This window comes from Paenibacillus sp. 37, assembly GCF_008386395.1.
GTDB classification, from domain to species: domain Bacteria; phylum Bacillota; class Bacilli; order Paenibacillales; family Paenibacillaceae; genus Paenibacillus; species Paenibacillus amylolyticus_B.
Genome location: NZ_CP043761.1, coordinates 4579670 through 4599315, shown reverse-complemented (window position 1 = coordinate 4599315; position 19646 = coordinate 4579670). Strand labels below are relative to the sequence as shown.

Here is a 19646-nt window from a genome sequence, read left to right as displayed (position 1 = left end):
TATGGCAGTGATGGAATATATTGATGCAATCCGTCTCGCGATGAAAGAAGAGATGGAACGGGACGAGAATGTTTTTATCCTTGGTGAAGACGTAGGTCTCAAAGGTGGTGTGTTTACCACAACTAAAGGGCTGCAAGATCAGTTCGGCGAAATGCGAGTGATGGACACACCTTTGTCTGAATCCGCAATTGCAGGTGTTGCCATTGGTGCAGCGATGTATGGCATGAAGCCGATTGCCGAGATGCAATATTCGGACTTCATGCTGCCGGCAACCAACCAGATCATTAGTGAAGCGGCGAAAATTCGCTATCGTTCCAACAATGACTGGAGCTGCCCGATTGTTATCCGTGCACCGATTGGGGGCGGGATCTTCGGTGGGTTGTATCACTCCCAATGTCCGGAATCGATTTTCTTTGGTACACCTGGTCTGAAAATTATAGCTCCCTACTCGGCATACGATGCTAAGGGACTGCTCAAGGCCGCTATTCGCGACCCGGACCCGGTACTCTTTTTTGAAAATAAAAAATGCTACAAACTTATCAAGGAAGATGTGCCTGAAGATGATTACATCGTTCCGATTGGTAAGGCCAACGTACTTCGTGAGGGTGCGGATATTACAGTGATCGGTTACAGTCAGCCGCTGCATTTTGTAATGCAGGCTGCTGAGGAGCTGGAACGTGAAGAAGGCATTACAGCACACGTTCTGGATCTGCGCACATTGCAACCGTTGGATCGTGAAGCGATTATTGCTTCCGCTCGTCTGACAGGCAAAGTGCTGATCGTACACGAAGATAACAAAACGGGTGGTGTAGGTGCCGAAGTTGCCGCGATTATTAGTGAGGAATGTCTGTTTGAACTGGATGCACCGATTCAGCGTCTCTGCGGACCTGACGTGCCGGCCATGCCAATTAGCCCAACATTGGAGAAATTCTACATGCTGAGCAAGGACAAAGCCAAAGCAGCAATGCGTACACTTGCCGAGTTTTAATTTCGTTTTTTGGATCGTTTAAAAGTAAAGTTTGGAGTGATAATCAAATGGCTGAACGTATGAAATGGATCGAGGTCATTATGCCGCAATTGGCGGAATCGCTGGTCTCGGCTACCATAGGCAAATGGTTGAAAAAACCGGGCGACCGTGTGGAACAGTACGAGCCGATCTGTGAAGTAATCACTGATAAAGTTAATGCCGAGATTCCATCCACTGTGGATGGAATTATGGGTGACCTTTTGGTGGAAGAGGGCACAACGATTGCTGTTGGTGAAGCAATCTGCCGCATGCAGGTCGCAGCTTCTGACGAAGAAGCGGCTGAGCAAGTAACACAAGTATCGCAGCAACAGGAGCAAGTGCAGCAACATGCTAGCCACACTCCTGTTGCCGCCTCAAATACAGCAGCACATGACCCGAACCAGCCGATGCGCAATCGGTATTCCCCGGCAGTGCAATCCTTGGCAGCAGAGCATGGCTTGAACTTGCAAAGCATCCAAGGCACTGGAGCCGGTGGTCGTATTACCCGCAAAGATGTGCTGGCATTTGTTGCACAGGGAGGTAACGCGGCTGGATCGTCTGCACAAGCATCATCTGCAGCAGCACAGCATACACCTTCTGGTGTGCCGTCTGCTTCTCCATTCAGCGGAGTGAATCGTGGAAATGGAGAAATGGGTTTAACCGCTGGAGAAGCGATCTCAGCGTCCGATGCAGGTGTTCCTGTGAGACATTCAGGCATTCATCTAACCGAAAGCCCGAAAATTCCACAGATCGAAGTGGAAGGTGGCGGCCAGGGAAGATCGGAGTATTTCATCGATGTTACCCCTGTGCGTAATGCCATTGCCCGGAATATGCGTCAAAGCGTATCTGAAATCCCGCATGCATGGACAATGATTGAAGTGGACGTAACAAATCTTGTGATGCTGCGCAATAAACTCAAGGATGAGTTCAAGCGTAAGGAAGGCATCAATCTGACATATCTGTCATTCATGATGAAGGGAGTCGTTAACGCGATTAAAGACTACCCAATCATGAACTCGGTATGGGCAGTGGACAAAATTATCGTCAAACGGGACATTAACCTGTCCATGGCGGTAGGAACCGAAGATTCCGTACTTACACCCGTAATCAAACATGCCGATCAGCGAAATATTGCAGGTCTGGCCCGTGAAGTGGATGAACTGGCTCGCAAAACACGTGAAGGTACGTTGAAGCTGGACCATATGCAAGGTGGTACGTTCACGGTGAACAACACAGGTTCATTTGGTTCGATCCTGTCCCAGCCGATCATTAACTATCCACAGGCAGCGATTCTTACATTCGAGTCGATTGTCAAGAAACCAGTGGTTATTAATGATATGATCGCTGTTCGTTCGATGGCTAACCTGTGTCTGTCGCTTGATCACCGAATCCTGGATGGTGTAATCAGCGGACGTTTCTTGCAACGTGTCAAAGAAAACCTTGAAGGATATACCATGGAGACCAAGGTGTATTAAGTAAATAGTTGTCGGGGAAGTGTATGTGCCGGAGGCCGTGCACTTTTCCTGCTGTCTACGGACAGGTGCTCAATTGTACACTGAACCTGAAGCAGAAGGGTGTGGGGAATCATGAGCAAGCCGCTGGATGTTGCATACATACCAATGCTTGATTATGAAGAGGCTTGGAACCGCCAGAAAGCGATTGTGCAGCGATTGGACGAGGGCGAGGGAGCGGAGCAGATGCTGCTTTTACAACACCCGCCTACGTATACGATCGGCTCACAAAATCATCCGGAGCATCTGCTTCTCAGTCCGGAAGAGTTGCGTGAGCAAGGGATTTCTTTGTTTCAAATTGACCGCGGCGGTGATATTACTTATCATGGCCCGGGTCAGTTGGTAGGTTACCCGTTATTGATTCTTGGTCGGGATGAAGACCTGGATCTGCACGGCTATTTACGGAAACTTGAGCAGGTACTTATGGATTATCTCGCAGACCAGGGCATCGAAGCAGGACGCAAAGAGGGTTACACGGGTGTGTGGATTGGCGATATGAAGATTGCTGCAATCGGCATCAAGTTTAATCGTTGCAAACACCGCCGCGGTTTTGTGACCAGTCACGGGTTTGCTTTTAACATCAGCTCAGGCATTCAACATGCAGGGTTTCAGGGGATTGTTCCTTGTGGGATTGAGCAGTATGGCGTTACCTCACTCGAGGATATAACGGGCAAGTCTTATTCGGTGGAGCAGGTAGCGCAGGAGATTGTTCCGTACTTTAATCGTATTTTTCCATATCAAATTAATTGGGTCACGGAAAAAGAAGCCCTTCAACGTCTGTAAACAGACCGTCGAAAGGCTTTAGGTTGCTATCCAAACAGCAACGGTTCGAGAGCTATGAAAAGGGTAGACCCGATCATGGCGATCAGCATGAGATAGATAATGATTTTGAACCATTTCTTTTTTTGCATGATGAGAGAACTCCTTTCAACATAAAGTAAACAAGCCATAGTAATTGTATTGTACCGTATCCACGAGAGGGAGGAAAGTCCTATGATTAAACAACAACGTGTTATCGATCAGTTCATGGAACTGGTGCAGATTGATAGCGAAACGAAAAATGAACAGAACATCTCGAAGGTGTTAAAAGAACAGTTTACAGATCTCGGTCTTCATGTCTATGAGGATGATACCATGGAGCAAACCGGACATGGCGCCGGAAACCTCGTCATCACCTGGGAAGCCGAAGGAACTGAAGGGGTTGCACCAATTTTTTTCACATGTCATATGGACACCGTGACGCCGGGACAGGGAATCAAGCCTGAACTGGGTGAAGATGGCTGGATTCGCAGTGATGGAACAACGATCCTGGGAGCAGATGACAAAGCAGGGATTGCGGCATTGTTCGAAGCGATTCGTGTGATCCAGGAAAACAAGATTCCACATGGTAAAATTCAATTTGTCATTACGGTCGGCGAAGAGTCTGGCCTGGTGGGTGCACGTGCCATGAATCCGAAGGATATCGATGCCGAGTTCGGTTATGCGCTGGATTCTAATGGAGCTGTAGGTACGATCTGTGTTGCTGCACCAGCCAGAGCTGAAATTCAAATGAGCATCTATGGGAAGTCTGCCCATGCGGGCGTGAACCCGGAAGACGGGATCAGCGCCATTCAAGTTGCAGCCAAAGCGATTGCAGCGATGACACTGGGCAGAATTGATGATGAGACGACAGCGAACATCGGTAAATTCCAAGGTGGATCAGCACTCAACGTGGTGTGTGACTTTGTACAGCTTGAAGCGGAAGCTCGCAGTATTGTGCAGGAGAAAGTTGAATTGCAGGTTGCACAGATGCGTGACGCGCTCGAAACAACATGTCGCAAATACGGTGCAACAGCTGAATTCAGAAGTGAGATTCTTTACCCTGCGTTTGGTTTCCATGATGAACACGAAGTTGTACAACTTGCACAGCGTGCCATCCGCAGTATTGGACTGGAGACAAGTACGTTTGCTTCCGGTGGTGGCAGTGATGCCAATATCTTTAACGGATTCAACATTCCGACAGTGAATCTGGCGGTAGGGTATGAGGATATTCATACAACCAAAGAACGTATTCGTGCCGAAGATATTGTGAAGTTGTCTCAGGTGGTCGTGGCTATTATTCAGGAAACGGCAGCAGACAAGAAATAATATTGAGCACATGTTCCTAACTTGTTGTTACAGAAAAGTCCGAACCCGGTCTATACGGATTCGGACTTTTTGCGAATTCATGTTATATTTCAAGGAAGAAGACTCGTTAATTTAAGGTCAAAAGGAAGCAAAATCATGTTTCGATTCGTTTATTTACGTCCAGCAAGCAGATCGACTAACTTGGCATCCGGGCCCCACTCGCGCAACCATTGTTTGAGTATGAGCTGTACTTGCCGGGCTTGTCCTACCACGTGTACGGATTTAGGCGTCAAATAACTGTTCATCAAAATTCCCCCTGATTTGTTTATATTTACTGTGAGAGTTCTATACGCTCACCATATGCCCCAAATCAGAGATTTATACATTAAGCGAATATATAAATTGAGCTAATCCTTTACACAAGAACGGAGAGGACAGAAATAACCAAGAGAAGCGGAGCGTTCGCCAAAAAGCTTTCTGAAGGAAAGCTGCATCGTAAGCATAAGCTATCACCAAATTTTATCTATTAGAGAAAGAAATCAAAAAATCTGGGGATAACAGCGATCGAAGGGTTGTTCTGTCATCGGAGTGGTTAGTGTAAATATTTTTAGTCCATTTATATATAATCCAACGATATGGAGTTGAAGAACAAATGAAGCCAAACCAATCTGCTCAATCCATCCACGCGGCACAACCTGCCAATCCAAAACTAGATGAAGTGACCGTATCCACCAAGCCAATCTTCGAGGGCAAAGTGATTTCACTTCAAGTCGATACCGTTAAACTGCCAAACGGCCAGACGGCTACACGTGAGATAATCCGACACCCTGGAGCGGTAGCTGTCCTTGCTCTGAATGGGGATCGCATGCTTGTTGTGGATCAGTATCGTCAGGCAATGGGACGTACCGAAGTAGAGATTCCTGCGGGGAAACTGGACCCGGGTGAAGAACCAGAGGTTGCAGCAGCACGTGAATTGCGAGAAGAGACGGGATATGTGGCCAAGACGCTACGTCATTTGCGGTCGTTCTATACTTCACCGGGGTTCGCAGATGAAATCATTCATCTCTACATCGCAGAAGAGCTTGAAGCAGGGGACATGGCGCTGGACGAAGATGAATTTCTTGAAGTATCCGAGATCACACTGGAGGAAGCCTACGCACTCATGGACGATAACCGGATTAGCGATGCCAAAACGATGATGGCTGTGTACGCGTGGGACCTCTACAGAACGACAGGACGGTTCTAGAGATGAATGACCAACTGGAAACGTCTACGATGTGGGAGCCCTGTTATACAGACCTGCATATTCACATTGGACGAACCTCTCGCGGTGAGGCCGTAAAAATCAGCGGCAGTCGCGATCTTACATTTGAGAATATCGCTCGGGAAGCATCGGATCGCAAAGGAATTCATTTGCTTGGTGTTATTGATTGTCATTCTCCGGTTGTACAGATGGATATTGAACAATTGCTGGAGAGTGGTACCATGTCCGAGATTGAGGGAGGCGGCATTGCCTACCAGGACACCACCATTCTGCTGGGTACAGAGATTGAGCTGCGCGAGCCTGGAATGCGTGAGTTCCATATGCTGGCGTACTTCCGTGATCTGAAAACGATGAAGTCCTTCACGGACTGGATGAAACGTTATATGAAAAATGTGAATCTCAGTTCTCAGCGGGTATACGTGCCCGCTCTAGAGATGCAAGCCGAGATTAAGGCACGTGGTGGGCTTATTGTGCCTGCACATGTATTTACACCGCACAAAGGCATCTATGGCAGTACATCGCCCCGTATGGGCGATGTGCTGGATACTAGTCTCGTGGATGCGGTAGAGCTGGGGTTAAGCTCGGACTCATCCATGGCCAGTTATATTCGGGAGTTGGATCATGTACCGTTTCTGACCAATTCGGATGCTCATTCACTCGGTAAGATTGGACGGGAGTATAACGAACTGCAAGTTGCTGCCCCTTCATTTGATGAATTCCGTATGGCACTTCAAGGAGAAGCTGGCAGGAAAATTGCGGCCAATTATGGACTGAATCCAAGGCTGGGCAAATACCACCGTACCTACTGTGCAGCATGTGGCAGCATTATGGACGAGCAAGCGATGTCAGCAGAGCGCTGTCCTCACTGTGGCAGTCTGAAGCTGGTGCAGGGGGTGCTGGATCGCATCCTGGCGATCTCTGATCGGGAGAGTCCTCATGTTCCTGCAAACAGACCAGCCTATCATTATCAGGTACCACTGGAGTTCATCCCCGGACTTGGCAAAGCCAAACTGCGCCAACTACTGGACCATTTTGGTACAGAAATGAACGTACTTCATCGCACCAGTGAGGAAGAACTTGCTGCGGTTGTTGGACCTGTGCTGGCAGGCCTGATTGTGGCTGCACGGAACGGACAACTGGAGCTGTCCTCCGGAGGTGGCGGCACGTACGGAAAGGTTGCTGTTCAGGTGAAATCTTCGGAGTGACCCCGTGGAAATATTCTGTAGTTCAACTCATATAGCTTTCGCTTTACAGAGGTCCAATCTGGACAAGAAGTCATACAGGTGCATTCCGGTTCATAAGAATGACTATGAGGATGTAACTGAGAATCCTTGCAGCATGATACCGGAAAGGGGACTCGTACCTGTATGCGCACTTCCTACTTTACATTTAAAGGTCAGACTTCGTTATATGTATTCGTGGCTGTCTTGTTTCTGGTCGGCGTCATTTTTGGCGCACTCATGGTGAACGCATTATCTCTTGAGCAACGTCAGGATCTAGAGGGTTATCTCGGCAATTTCTTCATGACCGTGCAGCACAGTGCACAGCTGACAGAGACCGGGGCATATTGGGACATTGCCATGCTTCATCTGAAATGGGTAGGTCTGATCTTTATTCTGGGTTTATCCGTCGTTGGACTACCCGGTATACTGGTTCTGGATTTTTTGAAAGGTGTGCTCATTGGATTCACAGTAGGGTACCTTGTTGGACAGTATTCCTGGAAAGGGCTGCTGTTTGCACTGGTGTCCGTGGCACCGCATAATTTGTTCGTCATTCCGATCCTTCTGGTCTGCAGTGTGGCGGCGATGACGTTCTCGTTATACATCATTCGCAATCGTGTTTTGATGCAGCGAACACCTGGTCGACAAAGGCCTTTTGCTTCATATATAGTGTTAACTTTGGTTATGGCTGCATTGCTGCTCGGCGTAGCGTCTTTTGAAACATGGGTTACACCTGCGATGATGCGTTGGGTCACGCCAATGCTACTGCCGGCCTAACGTGTACCGTATAGTGTAAAATGTTGACTTTAATTACGCACTCCCCCTATAATGAAAAGAGTGGGTTAAGTTGCAGTGTGCAGTGATTTCCTAGGGGGAGGGAGAAAATGGAAGCACGGATTGATAAAATTAAGCAGCAACTACAGTCCCAAGGATATAAATTAACGCCCCAGCGGGAAGCCACCTTAAGAGTACTTCTTGAGAATGAAGAAGATCATCTGAGCGCAGAAGACGTATTCATGCTCGTTAAAGAAAAGGCTCCCGAAATCGGTCTGGCAACCGTGTACCGTACCCTCGAACTGCTGAGTGAGCTGCATGTTGTAGAGAAAATCAACTTCGGCGACGGTGTAGCGCGTTATGATCTGCGCGGAGATACATCCAAGCATCACCATCATCACTTAATCTGTGTTCAATGCGGAAGTATGGATGAAATACGTGAAGACTGGCTTGGACCGCTTGAAGAGCGTTTGGAGCGGGAATTCAACTTTTCGGTAGTAGATCACCGACTGGACTTTCATGGAATTTGTTATCGTTGCAAAGCTAAAAATGAACAGAAACCCAAAGATGAAGAATAACATAGCATATCTTCAAGCTCTCACCGGCGGTTTTGACGGGAGAGCTTTTTTGGCACCGGACATGATCTGGAGTTTCCCCCGAATGGCATAAACCTCTGTTTATGGACATACCCTGATTCAAGGACAATACCGGATTCGAATCAGGAGGGGACGCGCCCATGATTATATCAGTGCGGAGAGGGCTCCGTTTTATTCGATTTATCATAGTTTTTGCCGCATTAGTTTATCTGTTCTATCATGTTCTGGATCTGTTTAATGGCTGGATCTCACCTGTGGATCAGTATCAGATGCCAACTGGCAATGCAATCAAAGTATTTCAGGAAACGGATTGGCCGGGTAATGGAGAAGGACGTCCTACGATGGCAGAGCGTCTCCGTTTGTTCTATTGGTACGGGGAGTAGCTTCAAACAGCCAGGGATGCAAATACGGGAGCAGTCTGCCAGAGTGGCAGATCTGTCAGTTGAGGAGCGTTGTACATGAAACAGACGATACATGCCTATGCCTTATACTTGGAAGATGATAAAGGGATGTCGAGCAGCACGCTTGAATCGTATCTCCGAGACGTGGACAAGTTCATTGAATTTGCAGATAAGGAATATGGCATACGCGAAGCCGATCAGGTCAGACGCACACATGTCGTTCTGTTTGCGGGTCAGCTCAAACAGGCAGGACGTGCCAATGCAACCATTGCCCGCAGCATCGTATCTCTGCGCTCCTACTTTCATTTTTTGATGCGGCGGGGTGATATTATACAGGACCCTACGTTTGATGTGGAAGCTCCCAAGGCGGACAAGACGCCACCACAGGTGTTAAGTATCCAGGAGATCGAACAACTGCTGACAGCGCCTGATATTCGTTCACCGCAGGGTGTAAGAGATCGAGCCATGCTTGAACTATTATATGCTACAGGCATTAGGGTCTCGGAACTGATTGCCCTTGACATTCGGGATGTTCAGCCTGGCATGCGCTTTATACGATGCGGTGGGGCGGGCAAGGAACGTATCCTTCCCATCGGTGCACCAGCAGCACATTGGGCAAGTGTATATGTGGAGGAATTCCGCAATAAGTTGCTCAAAACCGATTCGGACGAGCAGGCACTATTCGTGAATGTATCTGGCAGACGTTTAACCCGACAGGGCTTCTGGAAGCTGCTCAAAAAAGCGGCGGTGGATGCGGGAATCTCGGAAGAAATTACGCCGCATACGCTGCGTCATTCCTTTGCGGCACACCTGATTGCCAATGGGGCGGATACACGTGCGGTTCAAGACATGCTGGGTCACGTGGAGCAGCCTGGACAACAATATGGCAATCATGGTCGCAAAACCATGAAAGAAATCTATGAAACCCATCATCCGAGGGCAAGATAGATTTTGACGCATGGCATTCACAAATAAATGCGGAACATTGGGCCGATTTAGGATAAAATAAAATGAATACATTCAAACGCCGTTATACATAAGACGGATCGTTTCAACTCAAGGAGGAACATACATCGCATGACAGCATTAAACCAACAAATGATTTCGGAAGCAGCATCTTATATTCAAAGCAAAAGCTCCATTAAGCCGGAAGTCGGTTTGATTTTGGGTTCGGGTCTTGGCGTACTGGCAGAACTGATTGAAGATGGCGTAAGTATCGCTTATCAGGATATTCCGCATTTTCCAGTGTCCACAGTAGAAGGACATGAAGGTGAACTATTGGTCGGAACCATTAAAGGTCGTCCAGTCGTGATGATGAAAGGCCGTTTCCACATGTACGAAGGATATGGTCCGGAATTGACAGCTTTCCCGGTACGGGTTATGAAAGAATTGGGTGTAAGTAGCCTGCTTGTAACCAATGCTGCAGGCGGTGTGAATACGTCGTATGAAGCTGGCGACTTGATGCTGATCTCTGATCACTTAAATCTCACAGGCAAAAATCCACTGATCGGACCAAATGACGCTGCACTGGGCGTGCGTTTCCCGGATCTGTCCGAAGCATATAGCCGCCGTTTGCGTGCGCTGGCGAAGGATACGGCCGCGTCACAAGGTTTTAACGTACGTGAAGGGGTTTACGCAGGTATGCTTGGTCCAAACTACGAGACACCGGCAGAGATCAGAATGCTGCGTACATTGGGCGCAGACGCAGTGGGCATGTCCACTGTATCTGAAGTGATCGTGGCACGCCACGCAGGCCTGGAAGTACTGGGTATTTCCTGTATCAGCAACATGGCTGCAGGAATTTTGGATCAGCCGCTGTCACATGATGAGGTGATGGAGACGACGGAACGTGTGCGTGAGTCGTTCCTGGCGCTGGTAGTGGCGGTTATTCCACAAATGTAAGCAAGATTTGAGTAGATAAGGTTACCTCTTTGGATGAGAAATCATCGGGGGTAACCTTTTTTTGTTGTGATGAACGTACGCTTACTCATTCGTTAAGTGCAGTGCGTTTTTTTGCTTTGACCACATTTTCAATAAAAGTTCGGGAAATCATTCTTTACATGGAATAATTTACTGGAAAAGGGCCGACAATGATTAGCAGTACATGCATGGAACATGCAGTAAGCAAGTCATTTGAGGAGGTAACCTTGTGAAGAAAAGAATAATGGCATCGTTCATGACCCTTTGTATCCTGCTGTCCCTTTTGGCATCAACGGCATTAGCTGAAGAAACACCGAAGGCAGCAGGAGGAACTGATCTGGCCCCGTCGGCGCGCTCTGCGATCTTAATGGATGCAGATACGGGGACCGTCATTTATGAGAAAAACAGTCATGATCAGCTGCCTCCGGCGAGCATTACAAAAATTATGACCATGCTGCTTACAATCGAAGCGATCGACTCAGGAAAGCTGAAGCTGACGGACAAAGTAAGAACGAGCGAATATGCAGCTTCCATGGGCGGTTCGCAGATCTTTCTGGAGCCAGGGGAAGAAATGACGGTCGACGATATGTTAAAAGGGATCGCAATGGCTTCGGGCAATGATGCCTCGGTAGCTATGGCTGAGAAGATCGCTGGCTCGGAAGAAGCCTTTGTACAGCTGATGAATGAGCGTGCGAAGGAGCTTGGCATGAAGGATACTCATTTTGCCAACTGTAACGGTCTGCCGGTCGATAATCATTATTCGTCAGCCCACGACATTGCCGTCATGAGCCGTGAACTGCTGAAACATTCCGGAATTACGAAGTACACCGGTGCATATCAGGATTACCTTCGCAAAGATTCGGAAAAGCCATTCTGGCTGGTGAACACGAACAAGCTAGTTCGCTTTTATCAAGGGGCAGATGGTTTGAAAACAGGTTACACTTCTGAAGCGAAGTTCTGCCTGTCCGCTACAGCGTCCAAGGACGGACTGCGTGTCGTTTCCGTGGTGCTCGGTGAACCAAATACCAAAACACGGAACAGTGAGGTGTCTTCGATGTTTGACTATGCCTTTAGTCAATATACGATGAAGGCGCTCTACAAGGCAGGGGATCTGCTGGGTAGTCTGAAAATTGAAAAAGGTGAAGTTGCCGAGTTACCTCTGAATGCCACACAAAATTATAGTGTGCTGATGCGCAAAGGAGCCAAATCCAATGATATCCGGCATGAATTGCTGGTTGCCAAAGAATTGAAAGCTCCGATCAAGGCTGGGCAAAGCATAGGTAAACTGGTGGTGTATCAGGGCAATGACGTCATTAAGGAATTCGACATTCAGGCTCCACAGGACGTGAATAAAGCTGACTGGTGGAAGCTGTTTAAGCGGACAACGTCTACCCTGTTTGATTAAAAGGCGAATTACGCGAGTTGTTCGCATCCTTCGAACATATTTTGTAGTTAAATAGGGGTTTTCTTCTAGTTTTGTCGTGGGGCAGGAAAAGCCTTTGGATACGTAGAAATCCTTGTTCAAGACAGGGAGGAGAGTGGGCAAACGTGAACTTGCATGTGGAAATGGAACACCATCGCGGGATTCTGATTGTACGATTATCCGGGGAGCTGGATCACCATACAGCTGACATGGTACGGATGCAGATGGATGAAGCCATCCAGCGGAGACAAAGCGAGCATCTCGTACTCAGCCTGAAAGATCTGCAATTTATGGACAGTTCGGGTCTGGGTGTCATTTTGGGAAGATACAAGCTCATTAAGAATAAAGGTGGCAAGATGGTGGTCTGTGACGTCAATTCGCCAGTGTACCGTTTGCTGGAAATGTCGGGTCTGTTCAAGATTATGCCGATATACGAAAATGAGGGAACTGCTCTCTCAGGTCTGGAGGTCGTCTCATGAATGAAGCAACAGGGACAAATTTCATGAATCTGCAATTCGCGGCCAAGTCAGAGAATGAGTCGTTTGCACGGGTAACCGTTGCTGCGTTTATCTCTCAGCTTGATCCAACGATGGACGAGCTCAGTGATCTGAAGACGGTCATTTCGGAAGCCGTGACCAATAGCATCATCCACGGATACAACAACAACTCCGAGGGTGTGGTATCTATCCAGGCCGAGATTCGGGAAGACATGATCACAATTATTGTGGAAGACCGCGGTGAAGGAATTGAAGATCTTGAACTGGCCAAGCAGCCGTTATATACGTCCAAACCCGAACTTGAGCGGTCGGGCATGGGCTTCACCATTATGGAAAACTTTATGGATGAATTCGAAGTCAGCAGTGAGCCCGGCAGAGGCACCTCCATCAAGATGAAAAAAAGGATTGAATCCAAGAAAGCATTGTATAATTAGGGGTTGGTGTTCTTATGGATGCTGAAGTGAAACCATCTTCACAGACCTATTTGGACGATGCCGAGGTCAAACGGCTGATTGCGCTCAGTCAGTCGGGTGACCATGTCTCACGGGATACGCTGGTGAACTGCAACATCAGACTCGTCTGGTCCGTCGTACAGCGTTTTATGAACAGGGGATATGATCCGGAAGATCTGTTCCAGATTGGTTGTATCGGTCTGCTCAAGTCAGTAGACAAATTTGATCTCAGTTATGACGTGAAGTTCTCAACCTACGCGGTACCGATGATCATCGGAGAAATCCAGCGATTTCTGCGGGATGACGGTACCCTGAAGGTCAGTCGTTCACTGAAAGAGATGGCGAATAAAGTCCGCAAAAAAAGGGACGAACTGTCCAAACATCTGGATCGTTTACCAACGATTAAGGAAGTTGCCGCAGAGCTGGGGGTAACCCCCGAGGAAGTGGTATTTGCCCAGGAAGCGAACAAACCACCGACCTCCATCCATGAGACGGTATTTGAGAATGATGGTGATCCCATTACGTTAATGGATCAGATTGCCGACGAGTCTCAGGAACGTTGGTTTGACAAGCTGGCGCTGAACGAAGCCATCGGTGGTCTCAGTGAGCGGGAGCGGTTAATCGTTTATCTTCGGTATTACCGGGATCAGACCCAGTCCGAGGTTGCCAGCAGGCTGGGAATATCTCAGGTGCAGGTATCACGTCTGGAGAAAAAAATACTGCAATCCATCCGCGACCAGATCGCGCAGTGATTTCGTGGATTGCAACAACAATATTGGTGCATATACACCAATATACGACAACTAACAACCTTCTATCGCGCATTATGGCGAGGGAGGTTATTTGTTGTTAGAAAAACTTTATCCCTTCCTGCCCACTCCCCAGCATATCTATTACAATCATTTGGAAACGGGAGGACGATGGGCAGCGGAGGGATGGAATCGGTCAAAAGGATCGAAGCGTGAGGGCTTGCCTAATGATGCAAAAGCAACGCAGGCGGCAGATTAGACCTGAAGAAGCGAAGCGTTCGCCTTTGTCTCCAAAGTTCTACATAGTAATAGTTTAAGTCGTATCCAGATGATAAATCCGGAGATTCCTGAAGTTTTAAGGAAATTGACCCCAAAAAATTAACTTTTAAATCCCTCCCTGCCCACTCCCCAGCATATTTATCACAAACGTTTGGAAACGGGAGGACGATGGGCAGCGGAGGGATGGAATCGGTCAAAAGGAGCGAAGCGTGAGGGCTCATCTAAGGATGCCAAGCAACGCAGGCGGCAGATTAAACCTGAAGAAGCGAAGCGTTCGCCTTTGTCTCCAAATTTCTAACACTGAGAAATCAATCAAAAGAATTTGGAGACAACAGCGATCAGAAGGTTGGTCTGCCGTCGGAGTGTCTGCGTGTATCCTCCCCCCCCCCGAGCAACAGCGACCAATGACCGATCCATCCCGCAGCGCCACCACCCACCTCCCGATCTTTTTCCAACCCGTTTGTAATAAATTTGCACATTCTTCAAATACTAACCTAAATTACGCAGTAAAGGAGTGCTTTGGATGTCCCAGACACCCACTCCAATGGTCTATATTCGTCTACGCAGCCGTATTCGCATCCAGAGGGGCAGAGCAGTCAAGCTTGGAGATATTGCACATGTACTGACTTCTGCTGAAGACCAGGAGGGCAGGCTACTGGAGCTTGAACTGCTGCGCCCTGGACCGGAGGATGGCAATCTGATCCTCATTGATATATTGCAGATTATTCCCCAAATTCGGCACATCTTGCCGGAGGTAAGTGTGGAACTGATGGGATCAGGTCATACGTTGGTTGAAGTCATTGCGGGAAATGGTCAACCTTCCAAGTCCCTGTTCATTCTGGTTTGGCTGCTGCTGTTCTTTGGATCAGCCTTAACCATTATGAATTTTCATGCCGATGTGAACATGCAGGAAGTACAGATTCGAATTGTGGAGATGCTGACTGGGCATCGGGACGAACATCCCTATCTGTTTCAAGTGGCGTATTCCATTGGCATTGGATTCGGAATGGCAGTATTTTTTAATCATTTGTTCAAGAAAAAGTGGAATGAGGAACCTACCCCGCTTGAAGTGGAGATGTTTCTATACCAGCAAAATGTAGATAAATATGTGGTGATTGAAGAAAGCGAACGGATGCACGAGCAGGAACGCAGGGAGATGAATGCGGATGAGCGTTCTTAATGGAGCAATCAGCATTGTATTGGGTATTGCAGGGGGAATTGCCGTAGGAAGCGGCGTAATTGCGCTCATTCTGGTGCTTGATATGATTCCCAGGTTGGCTCAACTTACGCAATCGTATGACAAGACTCACTGGTACGAAGGGGCGCTAATAGGTGGTTCACTGGTCGGGACGGTGGCGGACTTCTGGCACTGGAAAATGCATGGGGTGCTGCTGCTCAGCCCGATTGTTGGTTTGTTCTGTGGCGTGTTCATCGGTCTGCTGGCTGCGGCCCTCACTGAGGTACTCAATGTACTGCCCGTACTAGCCAAACGATTGGGCATGAAACCTTATTTGTTTGGATTACTGCTCGCCATGATTTTGGGTAAAATGACAGGTTCCCTGTTTGATTTTTTTGTATATCAGCGGTAACTCGTGGCCATAGGAGGATGGAAGATGGATGAACGAACAGAGCAGGCAGGCCAGGAAAATAGTGAAGGTATAACGGAAGAGATGTTACACAAGTCTGCTTATGAGATTCAGAAGGAAGAAGAGGAGAAAGCGTACAATAAGAAAAAACAAAATGAGATGTCCGACAGCATTGAGGAATCCGTACAATATTGGCAGGAAAACGATGATATCTCCCCACGCATGAGTGAAAATAAAAACACGCTCAAGCAAGTTCTCGGACTTGGGGAATCCTTTGACGTGGATATGAGAGAGATGGTGCTGGGTGGCAAACATGTGGGATTGCTTCTTTTAACGGGTTTCGCCAAAGATGAGATCCTACTGGAAGTATTAAAAAGGTTAACATATCTTACGCCTGATCAGGTATCCGAGCACGCACTAAAATCTTATTTCGACTCATACATTCCCCATATACAGGTGGAAAAAGTCGAGAAGATGAGTGCGGTCATCAACAAGGTCCTTACGGGTATGAGTGCATTGTTCGTTGAAGGGGATCGCTCGGTCCTGATTATGGATACCCGGAGTTACCCGGTACGTTCACCCGAAGAACCTTCATTGGAGAGGGTAGTCCGAGGTTCCAGAGACGGCTTTACCGAAACGCTCCTGACCAACGTAACATTAGTGCGTCGCAGAATACGCGACCCTGGACTAAAGTTTGAGATTATGCAGGTGGGGCGGAGAACACAAACGGACGTCTGCGTGGTGTACATTGATGATATTGTGGATAAAGTGCAGGTGGACTCAGTCCGTGAGAAAATTCAGCGGGTCGATATCGATGGTATTCCCGCCGCCGATAAACAACTGGAGGAAGCGATTATCAACAAAGGTTGGAATCCGTTCCCACTCGTCCGTTATTCGGAACGACCCGATGTTACAGCTGCTCATTTGCTGGAAGGACGAGTCGTCATTTTCGTAGATACATCCCCCAGTGTAATGATTCTGCCTACGACCTTCTTCGACCTGTGTGAACATGCGGAGGAGAACAGACAGACGGCACTGATGGGAACGTATCTACGTTGGGTGCGTTTTGCAGGGATTCTTATTTCACTGTTTCTGCTACCACTATGGCTTCTCATGGTTATTGAACCTTCGATTAAACCGATGGGACTCGACTTTATTGGTCCACAGGAAAATGTAAAGCTGCCGCTAATTCTACAGTTCCTCCTAATCGAACTTGGTGTCGATTTATTACGGATGGCAGCGGTTCATACGCCTACACCTCTCGCATCGGCCATGGGCCTGATCGCGGCAATTCTGGTCGGGGATATCGCCGTGAAAACAGGATATTTTGTAAATGAGGTTGTACTCTATATGGCGATCGCAGCCATTGGAATGTTTGCCACCCCGAGTTACGAGCTTGGACTTGCCAATAGGCTGGTCAGGTTGTTTCTGCTCATTGCAGTAGCGATATTCAAGGTTCCTGGATTGGTCGTGGGCAGTACACTGCTCATATTGGCACTCACCGTTCACCGATCGTACAATTCTTCGTATCTCTGGCCTTTTATACCGTTTAATGCAAAGGCCCTGGGCAACTTTCTATTCCGGCTACCCCTGCTGGAAAATAAAAAACGTCCATCATTTAACAAGACCCGTGATAACACCAAAATGTCCGATGATCCGGACGGTGAACTGCGAAAAAGTAAAAAACACAAATGATCTTCCGAAAAATCCATTCATCTCGCTGCCTAATTTGATATACTGGTGTAAAATCATTGGAATAGCAACTGTTCCAGTATACAAAAAAGTGAGGAATGCAGATTATGTATTTACATGGTACAAGTAAAATAAATGCGCAAGGGCATCTGGAGATTGGCGGAGTGGATGCAACAGATCTGAAAGAACAATTCGGAACTCCACTGTACGTTGTGGACGAGCAATTGGTTCGCGAGCGTTGCAGAGAGTACATGGAAGCATTCCGTGCTTCCGGATTGGGCTTCCAAGTGGCATACGCAAGTAAAGCATTCTGTGTAATGGCGATGTGTGCACTTGCAGCTGAAGAAGGACTTTCTCTGGATGTTGTATCTGATGGTGAACTGTTTACTGCACTGCAAGCAGGATTCCCGGCTGAGCGCATTCACTTCCACGGTAACAACAAAACGCTGGAAGAGATTGAAATGGCTCTTGATGCAGAGATTGGATGCTTTGTTGTTGATAACTTCAATGAATTGCATCTGTTGCAGGCTGTAGCAGCGGACAAAAATCGTAAAGTAAACATTTTGCTTCGTGTGACGCCTGGTGTTGAGGCCCATACGCATGAATATATTTCCACAGGTCAAACGGATTCCAAATTTGGATTCGATATCGGCAATGGTACAGCATTTGAAGCGATTGATTTGGCTTCCAAGCAGTCTAACCTGGTATTGCTCGGTGTGCATTCCCACATCGGTTCCCAGATCTTCGAAGTTGAAGGCTTCCAGATGGCTGTTCAACGTGTTGCTGAATTTGCAGCAAGTGTATATGAGCGTCTTAATGTTGCTTTCAAAGTGGTTAACCTTGGTGGTGGATTCGGAATCCGTTATATCGATGGAGATACGCCACTTGAAGTTGCACAATATGTGAAGGCTATTACAGATGCCGTTAAAAATCATTTTGCTCAAATCGGCTATGCCGTACCTGAGATCTGGGTTGAACCAGGCCGCAGCATAGTGGGTGAAGCGGGAACAACGCTGTATACCGTTGGAACAAGCAAAGACATTCCAGGCGTGCGTAAATACGTTGCCGTTGATGGTGGTATGACCGATAACCCGCGTCCTGCTTTGTATGAGTCCAAGTACGAAGCTGTGTTAGCCAACCGTGCGAATGAGGCTGCTCAGGAAACGGTATCTGTTGCGGGTAAATGCTGCGAGAGTGGCGATATGTTGATCTGGGATCTGGACCTGCCAAAAGTGGAAAGTGGCGACCTGCTCGCTGTAGCTTGCACAGGCGCGTATAACTACTCCATGGCGAGCAACTACAACCGGCTTCGTCGTCCGGCCGTTGTATTTGTCAAAGACGGTCAAGGAGATGTCGTGGTACGCCGTGAGACGTATCAGGATATCATCCAGAATGACCTGGTACCAGCACGCATTGGAAAACAGCCAGTTACTCGCTAATTCGTCAAAAGATAATGCGATTCTGCATTATTTAAGATAGCAATCTTAAAGTTGAAGCAGATGAAAAGGGAACTTCCTTTTTCGTCTGCTTTTTGCGTATTTGAGCTAAATCATGAAAAAAGTTGCCGTTTTTTTTGCGATCCAGACATTTTCGGTGTACACTAAGAAAAGTGCTGTAATGCTTGACCCAGGGTCATGCGTTCTGGCACCATTAACGATGGTCAATACGAAAGGAGTCATTTACATATGGCGAAACAAGCGAAAATTAAATTGGCAAACGGCGGAGAAGTTCTGATCGATCTGTTCGATCAAGAAGCTCCAAACACAGTAGCAAACTTTGAGAAACTGGCTAACTCCGGTTTCTACAATGGTCTTACATTCCACCGCGTGATCCCGGGCTTTGTAGCTCAAGGCGGATGCCCTAACGGTAGCGGTGCAGGTGGCCCAGGTTACACAATCAACTGTGAAATTAACCCGAACAAACATGAGCGCGGAACACTGGCTATGGCACATGCTGGCCGTAACACAGGTGGAAGCCAGTTCTACATTTGCTACCAACCGCAACCACATTTGGATGGACAACATACTGTATTTGGTAAAGTAACTAAAGGTATGGAGTTCGTGGACGCTTTAGAAGGTAAAGACAAAATGGAAACTGTTGAAGTTGTAGAAGCTTAATACCTTCACCTTAACTGGATCCAAACATGAAGTGCTTCTTTTATAGAAGCACT

Annotated in this window: 23 protein-coding genes; 21 read left to right on the top strand and 2 right to left on the bottom strand. The window is 47.7% G+C overall.

Going from position 1 to position 19646, the window contains the following annotated elements; translation table 11 throughout:
• Position 1: 1 nt before the first annotated feature.
• The 3 genes from F0220_RS19720 (at position 2) to lipB (ending at position 3300) form a co-directional block, all read left to right on the top strand.
• Positions 2 to 988 (top strand): alpha-ketoacid dehydrogenase subunit beta, encoded by a 987-nt coding sequence (locus F0220_RS19720; protein WP_017687621.1) that lies wholly within the window; start codon positions 2 to 4, stop codon positions 986 to 988.
• Positions 989 to 1035: 47 nt separating this feature from the next.
• The gene (locus tag F0220_RS19715; protein ID WP_105599522.1) at positions 1036 to 2481 is read left to right on the top strand and encodes a dihydrolipoamide acetyltransferase family protein; all 1446 of its coding nucleotides are present in this window, start codon (positions 1036 to 1038) and stop codon (positions 2479 to 2481) included.
• Between the two features lie 111 nt (positions 2482 to 2592).
• Entirely contained in the window at positions 2593 to 3300 is a 708-nt protein-coding gene (lipB, locus tag F0220_RS19710; RefSeq protein ID WP_091018106.1) for a lipoyl(octanoyl) transferase LipB, read from the top strand.
• Positions 3301 to 3326: 26 nt separating this feature from the next.
• Here the strand turns inward: lipB and prli42 are convergent, their stop codons facing one another.
• Positions 3327 to 3428 (bottom strand): stressosome-associated protein Prli42, encoded by a 102-nt coding sequence (gene prli42 / locus F0220_RS19705; RefSeq protein ID WP_017687624.1) that lies wholly within the window; start codon positions 3426 to 3428, stop codon positions 3327 to 3329.
• Positions 3429 to 3510: 82 nt separating this feature from the next.
• Here prli42 and F0220_RS19700 point away from each other — a divergent pair, with 82 nt between their 5' ends.
• On the top strand, positions 3511 to 4644 hold the full coding sequence (locus tag F0220_RS19700) for a M20/M25/M40 family metallo-hydrolase (RefSeq protein ID WP_105599521.1): 1134 nt from the start codon (positions 3511 to 3513) through the stop codon (positions 4642 to 4644).
• Positions 4645 to 4793: 149 nt separating this feature from the next.
• On the opposite strand, the gene F0220_RS19695 is transcribed toward F0220_RS19700, so the two are convergent.
• A complete protein-coding gene (locus F0220_RS19695; RefSeq protein WP_091018103.1) occupies positions 4794 to 4928 on the bottom strand; it encodes a Z-ring formation inhibitor MciZ in 135 nt (44 codons plus the stop codon).
• A gap of 347 nt (positions 4929 to 5275) precedes the next feature.
• On the opposite strand from F0220_RS19695, the gene F0220_RS19690 reads away from it, so the two are divergent.
• The 17 genes from F0220_RS19690 (at position 5276) to F0220_RS19615 (ending at position 19593) form a co-directional block, all read left to right on the top strand.
• Positions 5276 to 5869 (top strand): NUDIX domain-containing protein, encoded by a 594-nt coding sequence (locus tag F0220_RS19690; RefSeq protein WP_105599519.1) that lies wholly within the window; start codon positions 5276 to 5278, stop codon positions 5867 to 5869.
• Between the two features lie 2 nt (positions 5870 to 5871).
• Complete coding sequence (locus tag F0220_RS19685; protein ID WP_105599517.1) at positions 5872 to 7092, top strand: endonuclease Q family protein; 1221 nt, start codon at positions 5872 to 5874, stop codon at positions 7090 to 7092.
• A gap of 162 nt (positions 7093 to 7254) precedes the next feature.
• A complete protein-coding gene (gene spoIIM / locus F0220_RS19680) occupies positions 7255 to 7884 on the top strand; it encodes a stage II sporulation protein M (RefSeq protein ID WP_105599516.1) in 630 nt (209 codons plus the stop codon).
• A 107-nt stretch (positions 7885 to 7991) separates the two neighbouring features.
• Positions 7992 to 8459 (top strand): ferric iron uptake transcriptional regulator, encoded by a 468-nt coding sequence (locus tag F0220_RS19675; RefSeq protein WP_036607866.1) that lies wholly within the window; start codon positions 7992 to 7994, stop codon positions 8457 to 8459.
• A gap of 158 nt (positions 8460 to 8617) precedes the next feature.
• The gene (locus tag F0220_RS19670) at positions 8618 to 8860 is read left to right on the top strand and encodes a DUF4227 family protein (RefSeq protein WP_076215836.1); all 243 of its coding nucleotides are present in this window, start codon (positions 8618 to 8620) and stop codon (positions 8858 to 8860) included.
• A 75-nt stretch (positions 8861 to 8935) separates the two neighbouring features.
• The gene (locus F0220_RS19665) at positions 8936 to 9826 is read left to right on the top strand and encodes a tyrosine recombinase (RefSeq protein ID WP_105599514.1); all 891 of its coding nucleotides are present in this window, start codon (positions 8936 to 8938) and stop codon (positions 9824 to 9826) included.
• A 129-nt stretch (positions 9827 to 9955) separates the two neighbouring features.
• Positions 9956 to 10780, top strand: a complete 825-nt coding sequence (locus tag F0220_RS19660) for a purine-nucleoside phosphorylase (RefSeq protein WP_036607861.1) — start codon at positions 9956 to 9958, stop codon at positions 10778 to 10780.
• A 247-nt stretch (positions 10781 to 11027) separates the two neighbouring features.
• A complete protein-coding gene (locus tag F0220_RS19655) occupies positions 11028 to 12203 on the top strand; it encodes a D-alanyl-D-alanine carboxypeptidase family protein (RefSeq protein ID WP_105599512.1) in 1176 nt (391 codons plus the stop codon).
• Between the two features lie 143 nt (positions 12204 to 12346).
• Positions 12347 to 12700 (top strand): anti-sigma F factor antagonist, encoded by a 354-nt coding sequence (gene spoIIAA, locus F0220_RS19650; protein ID WP_017687636.1) that lies wholly within the window; start codon positions 12347 to 12349, stop codon positions 12698 to 12700.
• Positions 12697 to 13152, top strand: a complete 456-nt coding sequence (spoIIAB, locus tag F0220_RS19645; protein ID WP_105599511.1) for an anti-sigma F factor — start codon at positions 12697 to 12699, stop codon at positions 13150 to 13152. The genes spoIIAA and spoIIAB overlap by 4 nt, the downstream gene beginning before the upstream one ends.
• A 14-nt stretch (positions 13153 to 13166) precedes the next feature.
• Entirely contained in the window at positions 13167 to 13922 is a 756-nt protein-coding gene (gene sigF / locus F0220_RS19640) for an RNA polymerase sporulation sigma factor SigF (protein WP_036607856.1), read from the top strand.
• 94 nt (positions 13923 to 14016) lie between these two features.
• Positions 14017 to 14178: a hypothetical protein gene (locus tag F0220_RS32560; protein WP_179198578.1), complete on the top strand. Its 162-nt coding sequence runs from the start codon at positions 14017 to 14019 to the stop codon at positions 14176 to 14178.
• 543 nt (positions 14179 to 14721) lie between these two features.
• Positions 14722 to 15378: a stage V sporulation protein AA gene (locus F0220_RS19635; RefSeq protein ID WP_105599509.1), complete on the top strand. Its 657-nt coding sequence runs from the start codon at positions 14722 to 14724 to the stop codon at positions 15376 to 15378.
• Positions 15359 to 15787: a stage V sporulation protein AB gene (locus F0220_RS19630; protein WP_181155474.1), complete on the top strand. Its 429-nt coding sequence runs from the start codon at positions 15359 to 15361 to the stop codon at positions 15785 to 15787. Before F0220_RS19635 ends, F0220_RS19630 begins: the two co-directional genes overlap by 20 nt.
• A gap of 81 nt (positions 15788 to 15868) precedes the next feature.
• Entirely contained in the window at positions 15869 to 17479 is a 1611-nt protein-coding gene (locus tag F0220_RS19625; protein WP_374954408.1) for a spore germination protein, read from the top strand.
• Positions 17480 to 17583: 104 nt separating this feature from the next.
• A complete protein-coding gene (gene lysA / locus F0220_RS19620) occupies positions 17584 to 18915 on the top strand; it encodes a diaminopimelate decarboxylase (protein ID WP_105599504.1) in 1332 nt (443 codons plus the stop codon).
• Between the two features lie 246 nt (positions 18916 to 19161).
• Positions 19162 to 19593 (top strand): peptidylprolyl isomerase, encoded by a 432-nt coding sequence (locus F0220_RS19615; RefSeq protein ID WP_017687646.1) that lies wholly within the window; start codon positions 19162 to 19164, stop codon positions 19591 to 19593.
• Positions 19594 to 19646: the final 53 nt, after the last annotated feature.